Source organism: Dyella monticola (assembly GCF_003363155.1).
Taxonomy (GTDB): Bacteria; Pseudomonadota; Gammaproteobacteria; order Xanthomonadales; family Rhodanobacteraceae; genus Dyella_B; species Dyella_B monticola.
The window spans coordinates 235,504-256,216 of sequence record NZ_QRBE01000006.1 but is presented as its reverse complement, the minus strand read 5'-3'; the positions used below and the strand labels follow the sequence as shown (position 1 = coordinate 256,216).

Here is a 20,713-nt window from a genome sequence, read left to right as displayed (position 1 = left end):
TATCGGATATCGGTGCACTCTGAAGGATGTTTTCATGAGCATGACTGATCCCATCGCCGATCTGTTTACGCGCATCCGCAACGCCCAGGCTACGGGCAAGCAGGCTGTCAGCGTACCGTCGTCGAAGCTGAAGGTGGCGCTAGCCGACCTTCTCAAGAATGAGGGCTACATCCTCGACGCCAAGACCTCCAGCGAGGAGGGTAAACCGGTGCTCGAGATCAAGCTCAAGTATTTCGAAGGCCGTCCCGCCATCGAGCGTATCGAGCGTGTGAGCCGTTCGGGCCTGCGCGTCTATCGCGGCAAGGACGAACTGCCGAAAGTGCTCGGCGGTCTGGGTATTTCGATCATCTCGACTTCTGCCGGTCTGCTGACCGACGCGCAGGCTCGTGCCAAGGGCATGGGTGGCGAAGTCATCGGCCTGGTCGCGTAAGGAGCTACCGATGTCCCGTGTTGCCAAGAAACCCATTTCCCTGCCGAAGGGCGTCGAGCTCAAGGTGGCGGAAGACAATATCTCCGTGAAGGGCCCGAAAGGCACTCTGTCGACTCACGCTCTCCCGGGCGCGTCGGTCGCAGTCGAGAACGGCGTGGTCAACGTCCAGGTAGCTGAGGGCGCCGAGGACAAGTTCGGCGGCACCATTCGTGCGCTGCTGGCCAACATGATCAAGGGTGTCTCCGAAGGCTATGAGCGCAAACTGGAGCTCGTCGGTGTCGGTTATCGCGCATCGATGGCCGGCAAGGCGCTGAACCTTAGCCTTGGCTATTCCCATCCGGTGGTGTTCAACGCTCCGGAAGGTATTTCGCTTGAGACGCCGTCGCAAACCGAAATCCTGATCAAGGGCTCGGACAAGCAACTAGTCGGCGAAGTTGCCGCCAAAATTCGTGGTTATCGTCCGCCAGAACCCTACAAGGGCAAGGGCGTGCGCTATGCCGGCGAGAAGATCACCCTGAAGGAAGCCAAGAAGGCCTAATGGCGGGTAAGTCCGCCACATAGCCGATCCGCTTTCTGGAGACACACGATGAACAAGAACGAAGCCCGTCTGCGTCGCGCCAAGTCCACGCGCGCTCATATCCGCAAGCTCGGCGTGCCGCGCCTGTCGGTACACCGCACCGGTCAGCATCTCTACGCGCAAGTTTTTGATGCCTCCGGCGTGAACGTGGTGGCCGCCGCCTCGACCGTGCAGAAATCGTTGGCCGAAGGTTTGAAGGGTACCAAAAACATTGAAGCTGCAGCTGCCGTCGGCAAGGCGATCGCTGAGCGCGCCAAGGCTGCTGGTATCGAGGCTGTGGCGTTCGACCGCTCCGGTTTCCGCTACCACGGCCGTATCAAGGCGCTCGCCGATGCCGCTCGTGAAGCAGGCCTCCAGTTCTAAGCAGTACAACAACAACTCCAAGCGGCTCAGCCGCAAGTAAAAGTCCCGGATGGTCCGGGCATACGGAAAAGATATGTCCTCTACTGATCGCGAAAATTCAGACGGCCTGCTCGAGAAGCTGATTGCCGTTAACCGCGTGGCCAAGACCGTCAAGGGTGGCCGCCAGATGAGCTTTACCGCGCTGACCGTTGTTGGCGATGGCGAGGGTAAGGTCGGCTTTGGCTATGGCAAGGCGCGTGAAGTGCCGGTGGCCATCTCCAAGGCCATGGATCGTGCCCGCCGCAATATGGTGAGCATCGACCTGAACAACGGGACGCTGTGGTACGCCATCAAGGCTAATCACGGCGCGGCTCGCGTTTACATGCAGCCGGCTTCCGAGGGTACTGGCGTGATTGCCGGTGGCGCGATGCGCGCGGTGTTGGAAGTGGTCGGTGTGAAGAACGTACTGGCCAAAGCCGTTGGTTCGCGTAACCCGATCAATCTGGTACGCGCCACCATCAAGGGTCTGCAGGCTGTTGCTTCGCCGAAGCAGATTGCTGCCAAGCGTGGCAAGACCGTGGAAGAGGTGCTGGGCAATGGCTAATAACGATAAAACCGTCCGCGTCCGCCTGGTAAAAGGGTTGCGCGGTGTACAGGCTCGTCATCGCCTCAGTGTCAAGGCACTGGGCCTGAACAAGACCAACGACGTCCGTGAACTGAAGGACAGCCCACAGGTACGCGGTCTGATCAACACGGTTTATTACCTGGTGCGGGTCGAGGAGTAAGCATCATGCGTCTTAATGACATCAAACCGGCTGCTGGTTCGCGCAAGACGCGCCTGCGCGTCGGTCGCGGTATCGGCTCGGGTCTCGGTAAGACGGCCGGCCGCGGCCACAAGGGCCAGCATGCCCGTACCGGCCGTACCCATCGGCTCGGTTTCGAAGGCGGCCAGATGCCGCTGCAGCGCCGTTTGCCGAAGGTCGGCTTCCGGTCGCTGAAGAAGGCTGAGAGCCAGCAGGTGTTCCTGTACCAGCTCGCCAGCCTGAAGGCCGATGTGATCGACCCCGTGGTGTTGCATCAGGCAGGTCTGATCGACAGCCATGCTAAGAAGGTCAAGGTTGTCGCCAAGGGCGAGATCGGTCGCGCCGTGAAGCTGTCGGGCCTTCTGGCCACGGCTGGCGCCAAGGCCGCCATCGAAGCTGCCGGCGGCAGCGTGGAGTAATCCGTGGCCGCAGCCAAGGGCACATCGGTCGGATCGCTCGGTAAGTTGACCGAGCTGCGTCAACGCATCTTCTTCGTGATCGGTGCGTTGATCGTGTTCCGCCTCGGCTCGTTTATCCCAGTGCCGGGCGTGAACCCCGACGCGATGGCCAATCTGATTGGCCAGAGCGGCGGCATCCTGGACATGTTCAACATGTTCTCGGGTGGTTCACTGGGTCGTTTCTCGGTGTTTGCTCTGGGCGTGGTGCCCTATATCTCCGCATCTATCGTGGTGCAGATGATGGGGTCGGTCATTCCCAGTCTGCAGGCGCTGCGCAAGGAAGGGCAGTCGGGTCAGCGCACGCTGACCATGTACACCCGTATCGGTACGGTTGGTCTTTCGGCTTTCCAGGCATTTGGCATCGCCGTTGCCCTGATGAAGCAGTCAACCTCCGGCATGCCGGTGGTCTATACACCTGGATTCGGTTTCGTCCTGTCCTCGGTGGTGGGCCTGACGGCTGGCTCGATGTTCCTGATGTGGTTGGGCGAACAGATGACAGAGCGCGGCATCGGCAACGGTATTTCGCTGCTGATTTTCGCGGGTATCGTCGCTGGGTTGCCTAGTGCAGTGGCGCATACGCTGTCGATGTCCAGCAATGGCGAACTCAGCACGATCAAGATGATCATGGTGGTAGCGCTGGTGTTGGCGGTGACGGCATTCGTGGTGTTCATGGAGCGCGCCCAACGGCGCATTACCGTGAACTACGCGCGGCGGTCCGGTGGCCAGCGGTCTTACATGAACCAGACCTCGCACCTGCCGCTCAAGATCAACATGTCGGGCGTGATTCCGCCGATCTTTGCGAACAGTATTTTGATGTTCCCAGCGATGGCGGCTACATGGGGTAATGCGAGCCACCAGTCGCGTTGGTTGCAGGATATCGTGCAAGCACTCACCCCTGGTGAGCCGCTGTACGACGTTATCTACGCAGTGCTGGTGATCACGTTCGCCTTCTTCTATACGGCGATCGTTTTCAACTCGCAGGAAACGGCAGACAACCTCAAGCGTTCCGGCGCACTGATTCCGGGTATCCGTCCGGGTCGCTCGACGGGTGAGTACATCGACTCGGTGATGACCCGCCTGACCGGCGTTGGAGCGCTCTACCTGGTACTTGTTTGTCTAGTACCGACGTTCATGCAGAACGCTTGGCACGTCCCGTTCTACTTCGGCGGCACCTCTCTGCTGATCGTGGTGGTGGTGGTGATGGATTTTACGGCTCAGGTGCAGGCGCATCTGGTCAGTCATCAGTACGAAGGTTTGCTTAAGAAGGCCAATCTGCGCCGCGGCTGAGGCACAGGTGGCTCCAGGCGGAAAGCGGCGGCACGGGTGCCGCGGGGCTTTCCTGACAGTTTGATTAAGGTTAGAATTGCGCGTTTACCGCGCAAGAAAGCATCGGAGAAAGTACATCATGGCGCGCATTGCGGGTGTCAATTTGCCGGTCCAGAAGCACGTCTGGGTTGGTCTGCAGAGCATTTTTGGCATCGGCCGCAGCCGAGCCAGGAAGGTCTGCGCGGACGCGGGTGTGAACCCGAACGTGCAGATCAAGTCGCTCAGCGAAGGCGAGGTGGAGAAGATCCGCCATGAGATTGCCAAGTACGTCGTGGAAGGCGACCTGCGCCGCGAAGTCGGCATTGCCATCAAGCGCCTGATGGATCTGGGCTGCTACCGCGGTCTGCGCCACCGTCGTGGCTTGCCGGTGCGCGGCCAGCGCACGCGTACCAATGCGCGCACCCGTAAGGGTCCGCGCCGCGCGATCAAGAAATAATTGGAATAAGTCATGGCAAAGCCAGTTAAGACCAAGAAGAAAGTCAAGCGCGTTGTTACCGACGCGGTGGCGCACGTGCAGGCCTCCTTCAACAACACCATCGTCACTATCACCGATCGCCAGGGCAATGCGCTTTCGTGGGCGACGGCGGGCGGCGCAGGCTTCCGCGGATCGCGTAAGTCCACCCCGTTCGCTGCTCAGGTCGCCGCCGAAAAGGCTGGTCGTGCCGCTGGCGAATACGGTGTGAAGACGGTTGAAGTGCGGATCAAGGGCCCCGGCCCGGGCCGTGAGTCAGCAGTGCGTTCGTTGAACGCACTCGGCTACAAGGTTCTCAACATCATTGACGTTACGCCGATTCCGCATAACGGCTGCCGTCCCCCCAAGAAGCGTCGCGTCTAAGGAGCATAACCATGGCACGTTATCGTGGAGCTACCTGCAAACTCGCGCGTCGCGAAGGTTCGGATCTGAGCCTGAAGAGCCCGGCGCGCGCTATCGACTCCAAGTGCAAACTGGAGAACAAGCCCGGTCAGCACGGCGCCAACAAGCGCATGCGTATGTCCGATTATGCCGTTCAGTTGCGTGAGAAGCAGAAGGTCAAGCGCATCTACGGTGTGCTCGAGCGTCAGTTCGGCAACTACTACACCAAGGCTTCCACCCTTAAGGGCAACACGGGCGAGAACTTGCTTCGCCTGTTGGAAAGCCGCCTGGACAACGTCGTTTACCGCATGGGTTTCGCGGTAACCCGCGCCCAGGCCCGTCAGCTCGTGTCTCACAAGGCAGTGCTGGTCAACGGCAAGAAGGTCAACATCCCGTCCTACCAGGTTCGCCCGGGTGACGAGATCGCGCTGAGTGAGCGTGCGCGCAATCAGTTGCGCGTGCAGGAGGCCGCCAGCGTGTTCGACACGATGGACCTGCGCCCGCAGTGGGTCGAAGTGGACGCCAAGAAGTTCGCCGGCACGTTCAAGTCGGTCCCCGATCGCGGAGATCTGCCGACCGACATCAACGAAGCGCTGATCGTCGAGCTTTATTCGAAGTAATTAACCGGAGCCCTGCATGGCAGTTTCGTCAACCAGCGTACTGCGGCCTCGTGGCCTCAGCGTTGAACAGCTCGGACCGAATCGCGCCAAGGTGGTGGTGGAACCGCTTGAACGCGGTTTCGGCCACACCCTGGGCAACGCGTTGCGTCGTGTGCTGCTCTCCTCGATTCCCGGCAGCGCCATCGTCGAGGTAGAAATCGACGGCGTGCTGCACGAATACACCACTCTGGAAGGTTTGCAGGAGGACGTGATCGAAGTCCTGCTGAACCTCAAGGAAGTGGCGATTCGTCAACACACGGGTGATGAAGTCACCCTCACCTTGTCCAAGAAGGGCAGGGGCGTGGTCACGGCCGGCGATATCGTCGTGGATCACTCGGTGGAGATCATCAATCCTGAACACGTGATCTGCCATCTCACCAAGGACATCATGCTGAACATGCGCCTGAAGGTGCGTCGTGGCGTCGGCTACCAGCCGGCCAGCGCGCGCCAACATCCGGATGATGAAGCACGTCCGATCGGTCGTCTGCAGCTCGACGCCTCGTTCGCGCCGGTGCTACGCGTGGCTTACGAAGTGGATGCGGCTCGTGTAGAGCAGCGCACCAACCTCGACAAGCTGGTTCTGGACATCGAGACCAATGGCACCATCGGTGCGGAAGACGCGGTGCGCAAAGCCGCTGAAATCCTCAACGACCAGCTTTCGGTGTTCGGCGATTTCTCGCGCCGCGAGAGCGCCACGGACAAAGCGGAGAAGGGCGGCTTCGATCCGCTGCTGCTTCGTCCGATCGACGATCTGGAGCTCACCGTGCGTTCGGCGAACTGCCTGAAGGCCGAGAGCATCTACTACATCGGCGATCTGGTGCAGAAAACCGAGGTGGAGCTGCTGAAGACGCCGAATCTCGGCAAGAAGTCGCTCACCGAAATCAAGGATGTCCTGGGCGTGCGCGGTCTCGCCCTCGGCATGAAGCTTGAAAACTGGCCGCCGCCGGGCTTGTCGCACGGCATGCAGCTGGGTTGATGGTTTGATACTGGCGGGAACGCTCACAGCGTGCCCGCCTGTTATCGTCGTAGGTAGGAAAGTTTTTTTGGCGATCCTTCTTGATCGCCGACGCAGTGGTTTGGCGACATCGACATGGTCGTTGGCCAAACCCCAGTAGCGGCTCAAAGCCGCCTCTTAAAAAGAGCCCGTTTCACCAAGGGCTTCAACAGCGGGTAACCGCGGAAAGCCGGATTCAATCGCCAGCTTTTCATAACAACAGACACTAAGAGAGTTATAGCCATGCGCCACCAAAAATCCGGACGCAAACTCAATCGCACCAGTTCGCATCGTGAAGCGATGTTCCGCAATATGGCCGCTTCGCTGGTCAAGCACGAACTGATCCGTACCACCCTGCCCAAGGCGAAGGAACTGCGCCGTGTGGCCGAACCGCTGATCACGCTGGCCAAGACCGACAGCGTGGCCAACCGCCGCCTTGCGTTCGCACGTCTGCGCGACAAACAGGCCGTCGGCAAGTTGTTCGTCGAGATCGGCCCGCGTTATCGCGAGCGTCCCGGCGGCTATCTTCGCATCCTCAAGTGCGGCTTCCGTCCTGGTGACAACGCTCCGCTGGCGTATGTCGAGCTGGTGGACCGTCCGCGCGCTGAGGCGGCTGCCGAGTAATTTTCATCCAGGCGGTGTTTGGACGTCCAAAATGCAAACCCTGGCCACCCCTTGGCTGGGGTTTGTTGTTTTCAGGGGAATGCCAAGAGGCTGCTGACAGCTCGGCGAGGAGCGGGTAATGTCTGCATCCCACCCCGGACAAATTTGGCCATGAATCCCCTACGCTGGTCCTATCGTGTCGCTTTTCTCGTCGGCTTTCTGATCTGTGTCGGCCTGCTTGGATTTGCGCTCTATGCTGAGTATCAGTGGGGCATGGAACCGTGCCCGCTGTGCATTTTCCAGCGCATCGGCTTCATGGTGATGGCGGTATTTTTTCTGCTGGGCGCCCTTCACGGGCCGCGTGCAGGGGGGCGCTGGTTCTATACGGGGTTCATTTTGCTGGGAGCGGTATTCGGCATTGTGGTGGCTGCTCGCCATCTGTGGATCATGACGCTGCCCCCGGATCAAATCCCTGCCTGTGGCCCCAACCTGGCGTACATGTTTGACGCGTTCCCGTTCGAGAAGGCGCTGAAAATGGTGTTCACCGGTTCGGGTGAGTGCGCGAAGATCCAGCCAATCCTGGGCGTGCCCATCCCGCTGTGGTCCTTGCTGTGGTTCGTTCTTCTTTCGATATGGGCGATTCGCGCGACGTCGCGGCGTGCCGCGCCGAGGTTGCGTTTATGAGCCAGACCGCACATTCCCTCCCATCGCTTTGGACGCCTGCGTCCTGGCAACAGCGCGTAGCCTTGCAGCAGCCGCAGTATGACGATTCCGCTGAGCTAGGGCGCGCGCTCAGTGAGCTATCGCATCTGCCGCCGCTGGTAACGTCATGGGAAGTGCTGGCGTTGAAGCAGGCGTTGGCTGATGCGCAAGAGGGCAAGCGTTTTCTGCTGCAAGGTGGCGACTGCGCCGAAAGCTTTGCGGACTGCACCAGCCCGATCATTTCCAATCGTCTCAAGGTGTTGCTGCAGATGAGCCTGGTGCTGGTGCACGGCCTCAAGCAGCCGGTACTGCGCGTGGGCCGATTCGCCGGCCAATACGCGAAGCCGCGTTCGACGGATACCGAAACCCGCGACGGCGTGACGCTACCCAGTTTTCGCGGCGATGTCATCAATAGTCCCGAATTCACCGCACAAGCGCGTCGCGCCGATCCGCAGCGCCTGATCCGCGCGCATGCACACTCGGCGCTCACCATGAACTTTGTGCGCGCCCTGATTGATGGCGGTTTCGCCGATTTGCATCATCCCGAGTACTGGGATCTGGCGTGGGTCGAGCATTCTCCGCTGGCCGTGGAATACCGCCGCATGGTAACCGCCATCGGTGATTCGTTGCGTTTCATGGAAACACTGGCAGGTCCGATTGCAGGCTTCACGCGCGTGGATTTTTTCACATCGCACGAAGCACTGCTCCTGCACTACGAGCAGGCAATCACCAGGAAGGTGCCGCGTCATCATGGCTGGTTCAACCTCTCTACGCATTTTCCGTGGATCGGGATGCGCACGGCCGCGCTGGATGGTGCGCACGTCGAATATTTCCGTGGTATTCGCAATCCGATCGCCGTGAAGGTCGGGCCGTCGGTCACGCCGGACCAATTGCTGCCCTTGATCGATGCGCTAAATCCGGAAGACGAACCCGGGCGTCTCACGCTCATCCATCGCATGGGGCACGCGCAGATCGGCGACAAACTTTCGCCGTTACTCGACGCGGTGAAGCGCGAAGGCCGTCGTGTGCTGTGGGTGGCCGATCCCATGCACGGCAATACCGAAAGCACGGCCAGTGGCTATAAAACGCGGCGTTTCGACAATATTCGCGGCGAGCTGGATCAGGCCTTTGATCTCCACGCCGCCGCCGGCACGCGGCTAGGCGGCGTCCACCTGGAATTGACGGGTGAAGATGTCACCGAATGCATGGGCGGCGCGCGCGACTTGAGCGAAGCCGATCTGCAACGCGCCTATAAATCCATGGTAGATCCGCGCCTGAATTACGAGCAGTCGCTGGAGTTGGCGATGCTGATCGTACGCAAATCCGGGCCTGTGCGCTGACTTCCACAAGCCGCGCGTCAATGCGCAGCTTGCGTTTTCGCCTCCAGGCGTAGGCGCTCCTGAAGATTGCTCTGCCCCTCTTGTGCATACGCTTTGCACGCTTGAGGGTCGACCAGCGGATTGGATTTGCCCGGAGTGATATGCGCTACGCGCTGAAAAAAGTCCTGCGGCGGATGAGGAATGAGCAGGATATCGCACGGTAGCGTCGACAAGATGGCGAGTGTGTGTCGGTAGCCGGCGATGCGTTCCGGATGCGCCGGATCGGTATAGCGATAATCGTGATTGCTGAGCAGCGTAATGCTGTCGGCATACACGATCGACAGGCAGCGACCGTGCTCGCACGAGCGCCACGTCCAGCCGGTGCCGCCCGGCATGTGGCCAGGCATCGCATGCATCTGGAGCGCCAGCGGCCCCACATGCAGCGTCTCGCCTTCCGTCACGATACGCACATGCTCGACTTTGGGATAGGTCTTGCCCATGCCGCGCTGCGGATCGTCCGGATCGTCGCCGCCGTGCTCCAACGCTTTGGCGGAGATGGCGTTGGCGGCCACCTGCGCGCCGCTATCGTGTGCGATGGCGGCGATGGCGCCGGCATGGTCGTGGTGCGTGTGCGTGTTGAGGATCAGTTTGATGTCCTGCACACGAAAGCCCAATGCGCGAACATTCGATTCGATCATCGCTGCGTTTTCGGGCAGCGTCCCATCGATCAGTACGTACCCCTGGGGAGAAGTGATCAGAATAGCGCTGAGACCGCGCGAGCCCACGTAATAGGTGTTGCCATAAATACGGAAGGGTTTTTGTTTCTGCGTCCATGTGACGGGGGAAGACGAGTCAACCGGCGTCGAGGGTGCACCCGCATGGACGCAAGCTGCCGAACAGGCCAGCAGCAGCGCAGACAACGTCATCGTAGGGTCCATGAACACCTCCATGTTGCGTAAGGAGGTGTCACTTTATGTATTGAGGCGGCCCGAAGAGGGAGTCTTTCAGGCTGCCTGTAGGCCAGTCAATGGCTTTGTGCGGGCACCGGCGCATAGGCGTTGCTATCCACCGTCGCAAGGAACTTGGGCGCATGCCACGCATGCGTGTGTTGCTCGAAGCCGTACGCAATCGAAATCAGCGTCGGTTCGCTCCATTTCGCGCCGAAGAAGACGATACCCACCGGCAAGCCGTGAGCCCAACCTGCCGGCACGGTAAGGGAGGGATAACCCGCCACGGCGGCCGGCTGCGATGCACCGCCGATGGTGGGATTGCCGCTGACAACGTGATCGCCTAACACCAGATCGGTCATGTACGCAGGCCCCCATGACGGCGACAGCAGCGCATCCAAGTGATTAGCTTGCAAGGCGGCGTCGATCCCTTGGGGCCCGGACAATTGCTTGGCCTTGGTCAACGCGTCCGTATAAGCCTTGTCGGTCAGCGGTCCTTTGGCTTGCGCCTGTTCGAACAGGTCTTGTCCGAACCAGGGCATCTCGCGCGTGGCTTCCTTGTTGTCGAAAGCAATCAGGTCCGCGAGCGTTTTGACTTGCAAGCCGGTACGGTTGGCGAGATACGCGTTGAGATCATGCTTGAAGTCATACAGCATCACGGTCATTTCCGGATCGCCGAGTTCGGCCAGATGCGGCAAGGTCACCGGGTCGACAATGATTGCGCCTTGCGCCTTCATCACTGCAATGGCTTCATCCAATACGCGATCGGCGTTGGGTTCGTTGCCGGCAAGCTGGCGTACCACGCCGATGCGTTTGCCGCGCAAGCCGTTGGGATCGAGAAAGTGGGTGTAGTCGGTGGCATGCTTGTCCGCATCGACGGTGGCCGGGTCATGCGGATCGCTGCCGGCCATGGCGGTGAGCAGGATCGCGGCATCGGTGACCGTTCGCGCCATGGGTCCGGCCGTATCCTGGTTGTGGCTGATCGGAATGATGCCGGTGCGGCTGACCAGGCCCAGCGTCGGCTTGATGCCCACGATGCCGTTCATCGAGGCAGGGCAGATGATCGAGCCGTCGGTTTCGGTACCCAACGCCACCGGTACCAGGCCTGCCGCCACGGCCACGGCGGAACCCGAGCTCGAACCGCATGGGTTGCGATCCAGCGCGTACGGGTTGCGCGTCTGTCCGCCACGCCCAGTCCACCCGCTGCTGGCGTGGCTGGAGCGGAAATCCGCCCATTCGCTGAGGTTGGTCTTGCCCAGAATCACTGCGCCCGCCTTGCGCAGCCGCGCCACCACTGCGGCATCGTCTGGTGCCGGTGCACCCAGCAGGGCGAGCGAGCCGGCGGTGGTCATCATGCGGTCGCCGGTGTCGATGTTGTCCTTCAGCAGCACCGGAATGCCATACAGCGGACCATGCGAGGCGGTGCGTTTCGCATCGAGTGCGATAGCGATTTTTGTCGCGTCCGGATTCAATTCCAGCACCGAGCGCAACGTGGGCCCGGACTGATCGATGTGATGAATGCGCGTGATGTCATCGCGCACTAGCGCTTTGCTGGTGAGCTTGCCGGCATCCATGTGTTGCTGGAGCTGGGTGACGCTCTGCCATGTCACATCATCGTGGTCCTGGGCGAGCAGCGAAGCGGAAGGCAGGGCGGCAAGCGCAAGTGCGGCGCACAACAACGACGGACGGAACATGGCGATCTCCGAGTGTGGTGTGATGACGCAGCATAACCGCAGGCGTTACCGCTTGCTTGCCTGGCGTGCAAACAGAACCAGTGCGGACCGTGCGAAGATCGTAGACCGGCTCTTATACTTGCGGCATGGGTAGGGGAGGATGGTCAACGTGTTGAAGCGCTTGCGATGGGTGCTCGCACTCGGATGGCTGCTTGCTGCCGTTGCACAGGCCGACCAAGCGGCCGTACCCGATACGCTGCAACAGCGCATTGCCGCCTGCACGACGTGCCACGGCGTGCATGGGGAAGGGGCCAGCGGCGCCGGCTATTTTCCACGCCTGGCCGGCAAGCCCGTGGATTATCTCGCCTTGCAAATGCGCAATTTCCAGCGCGGCCTGCGCAAATACGCACCGATGGAATACACCGTGCGCTTGCTCACGCCGGCCTACATGCACGAGATCGCGCAGTACTTTTCCACCCAGCAAGTGCCCTACGAGCGCAAGCCGGTGCCGGCGCTCGCGCCAACGCTGCGGCAACGGGGCGAGCAATTGGTAAGCGTGGGCGATGCTGCGCGCAAGATTCCGCCTTGCCAGGCATGTCACGGCAAACAGCTCACCGGTACCGAGCCTTCCGTGCCGGGATTGGTGGGCCTGCCCTACGACTACATCAGTGCACAATTGGGGTCGTGGCGAACCCACACGCGTGCATCCGCCGCACCCGATTGCATGGCTGAGATCGCCAGCCGTCTTGCGCCCGAAGACATCACCGCTGTCTCAGCATGGCTGGCGAGCCAGGACGTGCCGGCCGATACACATCCACAACCTGCCGGTTCGATTACACCGCCGTTGCGTTGCGGTGTGCTGCAGGGGCAGGGAGGTGGGGCATGAGGTCGCTTCGTTGGTTATGGATACCCGCCGTGCTGGTGGTGCTGGCGTTGGCCGGTGAGTGGTGGCTGTCGCAACGGCCAGGGAGCCGTGTGGCTGCTGCGGAGGATCCGTCGATCGCTAGCGTGCTGAAAAATCCCGACGTTATCGCTCGAGGTCGTTACCTCGCTATGGTTGGCGATTGCGTTTCTTGCCATACGGCACAAGGTGGCGAGCCGTATGCAGGCGGACGCCTGCTGCCCACGCCGTTCGGCAACATTCCCGCGCCCAACATCACGCCCGATGCGGACACCGGCATCGGCCGCTGGCGTTTCGATGATTTCTGGCGGGCCATGCACGATGGCATTGGACGCGATGGAAAACGGCTTTATCCAGCGTTTTCGTATACCTCTTTTACCAAGGTTTCGCGCGATGACGCGCTGGCCATCTTCGCGTACCTGCGTTCACTCCAACCGGTTCGCCAACCCAACGCGTCATTGCAACTGCGCTTTCCCTACAACATGCGCAGCGCGCTGATGGTGTGGCGTGCGATGTATTTCAAGCCGGGCGCGTATCAGCCCGATGCGTCGCAGTCGGCATCCTGGAACCGTGGCGCCTATTTGGTACTGGGCTTGGGCCATTGCAACGAATGCCACACCACGCGTGATGCATGGGGTGGAGCGGAGGCCCATGCGGCGTTATCCGGCGGACAGATCCCCGAGCAGGATTGGTATGCGCCGGATCTAAGCACGCGCGCCAATGGCGGCCTGCAAGGCTGGAACAGGCAGGGCATCATCGACGTGCTGAAGACGGGGCAATCGCCCAAAGGTACCGCTATAGGCCCCATGGCGGATGTGGTTGCCAGTAGCACGCAACATTTGAGCGATAGCGATCTGGGCGCGATCGCCGACTATCTGCAATCGCTGCCGGCACGCAGGACGCCTGCGCCGCCGCCGCCGGGCATTGATAGCGCGGTGCTCGCCGATCATGGTCAGCAGATCTATGCGCAACGATGCGAGAGCTGCCACGGCAAGCAAGGAGAAGGTGTGCCAGGTGTCTATCCACCGCTGGACGGCAACGCCACTGTGCTGGAGCCTGCCGGCGTCAATGCCGTGCGCGTGGTCCTGTTAGGTGGATTCCCGCCGGTGACGGACGGGAATCCGCGACCCTATTCCATGCCGCCATACGCGCAGCAAATGAGCGATGCGGATGTCGCGGCCGTGGTCACTTACATCCGGCAGGCCTGGTCCAATCGTGCTTCAGCCGTGCAGGAGCGCGACGTGGTCACTTATCGGCATACACCGATCGATTGACCTGCCTGCGCGACTATTTGCCAATCCGGTCCTGCTGCGCCTGATTGGGTTGAGTGACGTGCACTTGCTGCCCCTCATAAAGGGAATCGGCAGGACTGAGCACGATGCGATCGCCATCCTCAAGGCCTTCGGTGATTTCCACGGTGCTGCCAAAATCGCGACCTAACGTAACGGGCTGCAGATGAATCCGTTGCTGCGCAGTCACTAATGCCACACGCAGCCCTTCGCTGCGGAACAGCAGCGTGTTGGCGGGCACCACATAATTGTGTGTGGTTGTGGAGAGCGCCAGTTTCACATTGGCGTAGACACCGGGGACCCATAGCTGCTGTGCGTTGTCGACGTCGATTTCCGTGCGCAGCGTGCGTGTATTTGCATCGAGCGCATCGGCCGTGCGCGCAACCGTTCCAGAGAAAGGCTTGGCACCGTACGCATTGAGATCCACTTCAGCAGGCATGCCGATGCGTACGCTGGCCGCATAGGATTCGGGCACATCCACGTAGATGCGCAGCTTGCTGGTATCGGAAATCACGAACAGATCGCTACCGCTGGCGCCGGCGTCGACCAGCGCGCCGATGTTGAGGTTGCGCTGCGTCACGACCCCATCGTAGGGGGCAATGATGTATTTGAAATCTTCCATGTTCTGCAGGCGGCCCACATTCCCTTCGTCGGCCTGCACGGTAGCGATATCGGCCTTGTCCTGCGCCACATATTGATCGGCAGTCTGCTGCGCGATCAGGCCTTGCTTGGCCAGTTTCGAATAGCGATCGGCAGTCACTTTGGCGAAGGCTTCATTGGCCTGATCAGTGCGCATTTGCGCTTTGCCTTGCAGCAACTGATTGTCCACGTCCGGCGTGTCCAGGTCGGCGAGGCGCTGCCCCTTTTTGACCCTGGCGCCGATATCCACGTACCACTTCGCGACATAACCCGTGGTGCGCGCGTACACCTGTGCGTCCTGCCATGAGGCCACGGTACCTGGCAGCATCAGTGGTTGATCCTTTGGCGCGGCCTTGGGCGAGATCGCCGTGACGATCGGTATCGCGTTGCGGTCGGTATCTTCGGCCAGCACGTGGCGCGCATGCACGCGTTTGACGATGCCCAATACCGCCAATGCGATCAGCACGATGCCGATGCCAATAAGGACGAGTCGCGCGCCATGCGAAGGCTTATGGGCAGGAGCGGGGGCACTAGACATGTCGGATCTCACGCTGCAGCCGCATCGAGGCGTGCTTTGCGGCGCCGATGCAGCAAACTGAAGAAGCTGGGTACAAAGAATAAAGTGGCTGCCGTGGCGAGCAACAAACCGCCGATAACCGCACGGCCCAGCGGTGCGTTTTGCTCGCCGCCTTCGCCCAGACCCAGCGCCATTGGCACCATACCTATGATCATCGCCAGGGCCGTCATCAGCACCGGTCGGAAACGCTGGAATCCGGCTTCCACGGCGGCGCGCACGGGATCGCCATGATGCGCAAGCCGTTCACGCGCAAAGCTGATCACCAGAATGGAGTTGGCGGTCGCCACGCCCATGCACATGATCGCGCCCATCAGCGCCGGCACGGACAGCGTCGTGCCGGTCAGGAACAGCATCCACACCAGGCCTGCCAATGCAGCCGGCAGCGCGGCGATGATGATCAGCGGATCGAGCCAGCTCTGGAAGTTCACCACGATCAGCAGATAGACCAGCACAATCGCGAACAGCAGACCGCCAATCAATCCTCTGTAGGACTGTTGCATCGTCTGCACCTGCCCGCGCACATCGATATTGACGTCGCGCGGAAGATGCTTGGAATGCGCATCCACTACGCGTTGCACATCGCGTCCCACACTGCCTAGATCAGTACGGTCCACCGATGCGTACAGATCCATGGTGGGACGCGTGCTGTAATGCGTAACGATGGCCGGGCCTTCGCTGCGCGAAAAGCTGGCGAGATTTTCCAGGATCTGGCTGCTGGCTGGACTGCTGGACGTACTGCTGCTCGCCGTGCCGCTGCTGCTCGCGGACACGCTGCGGATCGGCAGATTCTTCAGCTCCTGCAGCGTGTCGATGCGATACTGCGGCGTTTGCGTGGCAATGGTGTAGCTGATGCCGGTCTTCGGATCGACCCAGAAGGTGGGATTGACCTGGGTGGAACCGGCCAGTGCAGTGAGCAGATTGCTTGCCACGTCATTGGTGGTCAGACCCACCAGGCTCTCGCGTGTGCGATCCACATTCACGTTGATCTGCGGCAGATTCAACGCTTGTTGGATGCGCAAGTCGACCAGCCCGGGAATTTTTGAAAGATCGCCATACAGCTCCTTGGCAACCTGAGTCGATGCAGCGGCATCATGGCTGGACACTTCCACATCGATCGGTGCGGGCGCGCCGAAATTGAGGATTTGCCCGACCATGTCGGCCGGCAGGAACGAGAAAATCACGCTGGGATATTTATGCGCGAGTTGCCGCCGCAAGCTGCGCACGTAATCGACGGTGGGATGATGCTCTTCGTTGAGCGTCACGAAGATATCGCCATCTGAGGTGCCCACCACGCCAGTGTTGCTGTAGGAGAGGTTGATGCCGCTATAAGGAATGCCGAGTGTATCGACGATACTGCCCAACTCCTTTTGCGGAATCGTGTCACGGATGACGTTTTCGATACCGTCAGCCAAGCGCGCGGTTTCTTCAATGCGCAAACCCACCGGCGCACGGAAGTGCAGCTTGATCTGGCCGCCATCGACGTACGGGAAAAAGTCGCGACCAAGCCACGGCACCAGCAGTCCTACCGAAAGCGCGCAGCTTGCGAAGAACAGAATGGCGAACAGGCCGCGATGGCGCTCGGTGGTTTCCAAGGCGCCGCGATAGCCTTCGCGCAAACGCTCGAAGCGACGCTCAAAGCCGAGCTGGAAGTGACTCAGCGGCCCGGTCGCCTGCTTGTTGTGCTCGTGCTTCTTCAACCAGAACAGCGACAGTGTCGGCACCAGCGTCCGCGACAGCACATACGAGGCCAGCATGGCGAACACCACCGCCTCGGCCAGCGGTGCAAACAGGTATTTCGCCACACCACCCAGGAAGAAGATCGGTACAAACACGATACAGATCGACAACGTCGATACGAACGCAGGGATCGCGATCTGGTGCGCGCCCTCCATGATCGCATCGTAGACTTCCTTGCCTTCTTCCAGATGCGAGTTGATGTTCTCGATCGTCACCGTCGCATCATCGACCAGAATGCCCACCGCCAGCGCGAGGCCACCCAACGTCATGATGTTGATCGTCTCGCCCAGTGCCGACAGCGCGATGATCGAGGCGAGAATGGACAGCGGAATGGAGATGGCGATGATCAGTGTCGAACGCCACGAGCCCAGGAACAGCAGAATCATCAGGCCCGTAAGCCCCGCCGCGATCACCCCCTCGCGAATTACCCCCTTGATGGCCGCGCGCACGAATAGCGATTGATCCGAGAGCGCATTGATCTCCAGATTTTTCGGGACTGCCGCGCGGATCGCCGGCAGCATGTTTTTTAGCGTATCGACGATATCCAGCGTGGATGCGTCGCCGATTTTCAAAATCGACATCAGCACGGCGCGCTGACCGTTCACGCGCACCACATTGGTTTGCGGCGGCGATCCGTCATGAACGTGTGCTACATCGCGAATGTAGGTGGTGATGCCGTTGACGGTGCGGATCGGCGCGTTATTGAGTTCTGCGATCTGCTGCGGGCTGCCGTTCAACTTCACGCTGTATTCGGTGTCGCCGATCTTCTCCGTGCCGGCGGGCAGAATCAGGTTTTGATTGGCAATGGCCGATACTACGTCGCTGGGCGACAACCCATGCGCGAGCAACGCCTGCGGATTGAGATCCACCTGCACCTGACGCTGCTTGCCACCGTAGGGATACGGCGTCGCCGCGCCGCGCACGGAGGTGATGAAGGTGCGCACGATCTGATTAGCATCATCAAAGATCGTGGTTTCCGACAACTCTTTGGACGATAGCGCGAACTGCAGCACCGGCACGGTGGATGCGTTGTACACCAGGATCAGCGGCGGCGTGACGCCTTGTGGCATCGAACGTAGCACGGTTTGCGAAATCGCCGTAACCTGCGCTACCGCCATATCGATCTTTACGTTCGGCTGGAAATACACCTTCACCAAACCGACGCCGTTGAGCGATTGCGTTTCGGTGTGTTCGATGTCGTTGACCGTGGTCGTCAGCGCGCGCTCGTAACCGGTGATGATGCGGTTGTTCATGTCCTCGGCAGGCAGGCCTGTGTACTGCCACACCACCGAAACCACCGGGATGTCGATGTTCGGAAAGATATCCACCGGCGTACGCAGGATCGCCAGCGGCCCGAGGATCAGCAGCAGGAGCGCCAGAACGATGAAGGTGAGCGGTCGCTCGAGCGCGATTTTGACAATCCACATAACCGATGCTTTCCATCAGCCTCGCGAACGGACGAGCATTCGCACCGACTGACTATAGGGAGGTTGCCGGGAAGAAAGTAGCCTAGACAATTTTAGCGTCGGCAACCATAGGCCGAAGGCAATGCACTCTTCCGCATGTAATTGCGGAGTTATGTTGCGAAACGCCAGGGCCTGCGATTGAACATGCATCCGACTTGCTCAGGCCGCGTAACGCTTGCGAACCTTTGGAACATCATGCCGTTGCGTGGTGCGCACTTTTGCACGATTCGCGCGTCATGGACGTCTAGATGTCCGCGATGCATGTGCAGCCAATGCGACCCACGGTGCAATATCCCAATGCCCGCGCGCCTGTCCGGATGGTGATGGCAATACGAATAGCTCGGTTCGGCCCCATGCACGATGCTGCAGTCCATAGTCGATGCCAGCACCGAGCGCCGCGCGCGCTGCGTGCTTGCTGGTGAATGCCAGTACCTGAGGCTCCCACGTTTGGATCTTGGCCAGCAGCCCGGCGATATCAAAGGCATCCCTGGGCAGCTCATCATCGTTGCCTATGTGGCGCTTGGCCAGATCGGTCAGGCCGATGCCGAAGCCGGGCAGCAGGGGGAATTCCTGCGGGGCCAGCAGGCGAGGGGTGAACCCGGCCTGGAACAAGGCGCGCCAGAACATGTTGCCCGGATGGGCGTAGTAGGCCCCTTCCTGCGCCGATCGCTTGCCGGCCGCCGTACCGCAAAACACCAGCCGCAGGCCGGGGCGCAGGACGTCGGGGAGAATGTGATCGGCGGTGGTCTTTCTCATGGTCTTTAGGGTGCTTTACAGAACTCGGCAGTACAGCATGATACGTGCGCTGCACATCGACAGCTCTCTCAGCTAAAGGCTATAAATGGCTGGATAGCTTGGGGAAACCGGTGAGCGAAGAAATCCTGATCAATGTAACCCCGCGCGAGACCCGGGTCGGCGTGGTGGAAAACGGCATGCTGCAGGAATTGCATGTCGAGCGGGCCTCCCGGCGTGGTTACGTCGGCAATGTGTACAAGGGGCGGGTGCAGCGGGTGATGCCGGGCATGCAGGCGGTGTTCGTCGACATCGGCCTGGAGCGCGCGGCCTTCCTGCACGCCTCCGACATCGTCAGGCCCTCGCTGCCGGAGGGCGCGGAAGTCCATACCGTCAATGGCAACGGCAATGGCAACGGCCATATCCCTTCGATCAGCGAGCTGGTGCATGAAGGGCAGGAAATCGTGGTGCAGGTGGTGAAAGATCCCATCGGTACCAAGGGTGCGCGGCTGTCCACGCATCTGTCGATTCCCTCGCGCTACCTGGTGCTGCTGCCGCACGCGCGCACGCTGGGTATTTCCACCCGCATTGAGGACGACAACGAGCGCCTGCGCCTGAAAGAGGTGCTCACGCCGCTGATCGGTGACAACCCGCTGGGCTACATCGTGCGCACCAATGCCGAAGGGCAATCGGCCGAATCGCTGGCCTTCGACGTCACCTACCTGGGCAAGGTGTGGCGCGTGGTGCAGGAAAATATTGCGAAAGCGAAAGTCGGCGATCGCGTCTATGAAGAACTTTCGCTGCCGTTGCGCGCGTTGCGCGATCTGCTCAATGACGACATCGAGAAAGTACGCGTGGATTCGCGCGAAACCTTCGAGAAGGTGGCCAAGTTCGTACACAAGTTCATGCCGAGTCTGGACGATCGGGTGGAACATTACGCCGGCGAGCGGCCGATTTTCGATCTCTACGGGGTGGAAGACGAAATCCAGCGCGCGCTTCGCAAGGAAGTGCCGCTCAAATCCGGCGGCTACCTGATTGTGGACCAGACCGAAGCGATGACCACCATCGACGTCAACACCGGTGGTTATCTGGGTACACGCAATCTGGAGGAAACCGTTTATCGGACCAATCTGGAGGCCGCGCAGGCGGCCGCTCGTCAGCTACGGCTGCGCAATCTCGGTGGCATCATCATCATCGATTTCATCGACATGACCGATGAGGAACACAAGCGCCAGGTCATACGCATGCTGGAGAAAGGGCTGGCCCGCGATCACGCCAAGACTACGGTGTATCCCATGTCGCAGCTGGGCCTGGTCGAGATGACGCGCAAGCGCACCACTGAAAGTCTGGAACGCCAATTGTGCGAACCGTGTCCGGCGTGCATGGGGCGCGGCACGGTGAAAACGGCCGAGACCGTCACTTATGAAATATTCCGTGAGATCACGCGCGCGGTGCGCCAGTTCAACGCACAAGAATTGCTGGTGATGGCCAGCCCGAAGGTGGTGGGCCGCATCCTCGAAGAGGAATCCGCCGCGGTAGCCGAACTGGAGGAGTTCATCTCCAAAAGCATACGCTTTCAGGCCGAGGAGCATTACTCGCAGGAACAGTTCGATGTCGTACTACTTTAACGCGCCCACACAACGCGGACCGCACCAAAGCATCCCATCGATTCTCGACGTGGTTGCC

Annotated in this window: 22 protein-coding genes; 17 read left to right on the top strand and 5 right to left on the bottom strand. The window is 60.5% G+C overall.

Annotated features, from left to right (window positions below):
- Positions 1-34 precede the first annotated feature (34 nt).
- The 14 genes from rpsH to DWU98_RS12155 all read left to right on the top strand — a co-directional run bounded on the left by rpsH (position 35) and on the right by DWU98_RS12155 (position 9,087).
- Positions 35-430, top strand: coding sequence for a 30S ribosomal protein S8 (rpsH, locus tag DWU98_RS12220; RefSeq protein WP_115495834.1), 396 nt, complete (start codon positions 35-37; stop codon positions 428-430).
- A gap of 10 nt (positions 431-440) precedes the next feature.
- Positions 441-968 carry a 50S ribosomal protein L6 gene (rplF, locus tag DWU98_RS12215; protein ID WP_115495833.1) on the top strand — a complete coding sequence of 176 codons (528 nt, stop codon included), beginning with the start codon at positions 441-443 and terminating at the stop codon, positions 966-968.
- A 48-nt stretch (positions 969-1,016) separates the two neighbouring features.
- A complete protein-coding gene (rplR, locus tag DWU98_RS12210) occupies positions 1,017-1,370 on the top strand; it encodes a 50S ribosomal protein L18 (RefSeq protein ID WP_115495832.1) in 354 nt (117 codons plus the stop codon).
- A 73-nt stretch (positions 1,371-1,443) separates the two neighbouring features.
- Complete coding sequence (rpsE, locus tag DWU98_RS12205) at positions 1,444-1,953, top strand: 30S ribosomal protein S5 (protein ID WP_115495831.1); 510 nt, start codon at positions 1,444-1,446, stop codon at positions 1,951-1,953.
- A complete protein-coding gene (gene rpmD / locus DWU98_RS12200) occupies positions 1,946-2,134 on the top strand; it encodes a 50S ribosomal protein L30 (protein ID WP_115495830.1) in 189 nt (62 codons plus the stop codon). Before rpsE ends, rpmD begins: the two co-directional genes overlap by 8 nt.
- A gap of 5 nt (positions 2,135-2,139) precedes the next feature.
- On the top strand, positions 2,140-2,571 hold the full coding sequence (rplO, locus tag DWU98_RS12195) for a 50S ribosomal protein L15 (protein WP_115495829.1): 432 nt from the start codon (positions 2,140-2,142) through the stop codon (positions 2,569-2,571).
- A 3-nt stretch (positions 2,572-2,574) separates the two neighbouring features.
- Positions 2,575-3,897, top strand: a complete 1,323-nt coding sequence (gene secY / locus DWU98_RS12190; protein WP_115495828.1) for a preprotein translocase subunit SecY — start codon at positions 2,575-2,577, stop codon at positions 3,895-3,897.
- 118 nt (positions 3,898-4,015) lie between these two features.
- Positions 4,016-4,372, top strand: a complete 357-nt coding sequence (gene rpsM / locus DWU98_RS12185; protein ID WP_115495827.1) for a 30S ribosomal protein S13 — start codon at positions 4,016-4,018, stop codon at positions 4,370-4,372.
- A 12-nt stretch (positions 4,373-4,384) separates the two neighbouring features.
- The gene (gene rpsK / locus DWU98_RS12180; protein ID WP_115495826.1) at positions 4,385-4,771 is read left to right on the top strand and encodes a 30S ribosomal protein S11; all 387 of its coding nucleotides are present in this window, start codon (positions 4,385-4,387) and stop codon (positions 4,769-4,771) included.
- An 11-nt stretch (positions 4,772-4,782) separates the two neighbouring features.
- Entirely contained in the window at positions 4,783-5,409 is a 627-nt protein-coding gene (gene rpsD / locus DWU98_RS12175) for a 30S ribosomal protein S4 (RefSeq protein WP_115495825.1), read from the top strand.
- Between the two features lie 16 nt (positions 5,410-5,425).
- Entirely contained in the window at positions 5,426-6,424 is a 999-nt protein-coding gene (locus DWU98_RS12170) for a DNA-directed RNA polymerase subunit alpha (RefSeq protein ID WP_115495824.1), read from the top strand.
- A 261-nt stretch (positions 6,425-6,685) separates the two neighbouring features.
- Positions 6,686-7,066: a 50S ribosomal protein L17 gene (gene rplQ / locus DWU98_RS12165; protein ID WP_115495823.1), complete on the top strand. Its 381-nt coding sequence runs from the start codon at positions 6,686-6,688 to the stop codon at positions 7,064-7,066.
- Positions 7,067-7,216: 150 nt separating this feature from the next.
- A complete protein-coding gene (locus tag DWU98_RS12160; protein WP_115495822.1) occupies positions 7,217-7,729 on the top strand; it encodes a disulfide bond formation protein B in 513 nt (170 codons plus the stop codon).
- A complete protein-coding gene (locus DWU98_RS12155) occupies positions 7,726-9,087 on the top strand; it encodes a class II 3-deoxy-7-phosphoheptulonate synthase (protein WP_115495868.1) in 1,362 nt (453 codons plus the stop codon). The genes DWU98_RS12160 and DWU98_RS12155 overlap by 4 nt, the downstream gene beginning before the upstream one ends.
- A 17-nt stretch (positions 9,088-9,104) precedes the next feature.
- On the opposite strand, the gene bla is transcribed toward DWU98_RS12155, so the two are convergent.
- Both bla and DWU98_RS12145 read right to left on the bottom strand, forming a co-directional pair.
- Positions 9,105-10,004, bottom strand: coding sequence for a subclass B3 metallo-beta-lactamase (bla, locus tag DWU98_RS12150; protein WP_115495867.1), 900 nt, complete (start codon positions 10,002-10,004; stop codon positions 9,105-9,107).
- An 86-nt stretch (positions 10,005-10,090) separates the two neighbouring features.
- Positions 10,091-11,707, bottom strand: coding sequence for an amidase (locus DWU98_RS12145; RefSeq protein ID WP_115495821.1), 1,617 nt, complete (start codon positions 11,705-11,707; stop codon positions 10,091-10,093).
- 139 nt (positions 11,708-11,846) lie between these two features.
- Here DWU98_RS12145 and DWU98_RS12140 point away from each other — a divergent pair, with 139 nt between their 5' ends.
- Together DWU98_RS12140 and DWU98_RS12135 are read left to right on the top strand one after the other, a co-directional pair.
- Positions 11,847-12,572 (top strand): c-type cytochrome, encoded by a 726-nt coding sequence (locus tag DWU98_RS12140; RefSeq protein ID WP_115495820.1) that lies wholly within the window; start codon positions 11,847-11,849, stop codon positions 12,570-12,572.
- Positions 12,569-13,861 carry a cytochrome c gene (locus DWU98_RS12135; RefSeq protein WP_115495819.1) on the top strand — a complete coding sequence of 431 codons (1,293 nt, stop codon included), beginning with the start codon at positions 12,569-12,571 and terminating at the stop codon, positions 13,859-13,861. The genes DWU98_RS12140 and DWU98_RS12135 overlap by 4 nt, the downstream gene beginning before the upstream one ends.
- A gap of 13 nt (positions 13,862-13,874) precedes the next feature.
- Here the strand turns inward: DWU98_RS12135 and DWU98_RS12130 are convergent, their stop codons facing one another.
- The 3 genes from DWU98_RS12130 to DWU98_RS12120 all read right to left on the bottom strand — a co-directional run bounded on the left by DWU98_RS12130 (position 13,875) and on the right by DWU98_RS12120 (position 19,051).
- The gene (locus DWU98_RS12130) at positions 13,875-15,053 is read right to left on the bottom strand and encodes an efflux RND transporter periplasmic adaptor subunit (RefSeq protein ID WP_115495818.1); all 1,179 of its coding nucleotides are present in this window, start codon (positions 15,051-15,053) and stop codon (positions 13,875-13,877) included.
- An 8-nt stretch (positions 15,054-15,061) separates the two neighbouring features.
- Complete coding sequence (locus DWU98_RS12125) at positions 15,062-18,256, bottom strand: efflux RND transporter permease subunit (protein WP_115495817.1); 3,195 nt, start codon at positions 18,254-18,256, stop codon at positions 15,062-15,064.
- A 273-nt stretch (positions 18,257-18,529) separates the two neighbouring features.
- Positions 18,530-19,051: a mismatch-specific DNA-glycosylase gene (locus DWU98_RS12120; protein ID WP_115495816.1), complete on the bottom strand. Its 522-nt coding sequence runs from the start codon at positions 19,049-19,051 to the stop codon at positions 18,530-18,532.
- A 110-nt stretch (positions 19,052-19,161) separates the two neighbouring features.
- On the opposite strand from DWU98_RS12120, the gene rng reads away from it, so the two are divergent.
- Complete coding sequence (gene rng, locus DWU98_RS12115; RefSeq protein ID WP_115495815.1) at positions 19,162-20,655, top strand: ribonuclease G; 1,494 nt, start codon at positions 19,162-19,164, stop codon at positions 20,653-20,655.
- Positions 20,656-20,713: the final 58 nt, after the last annotated feature.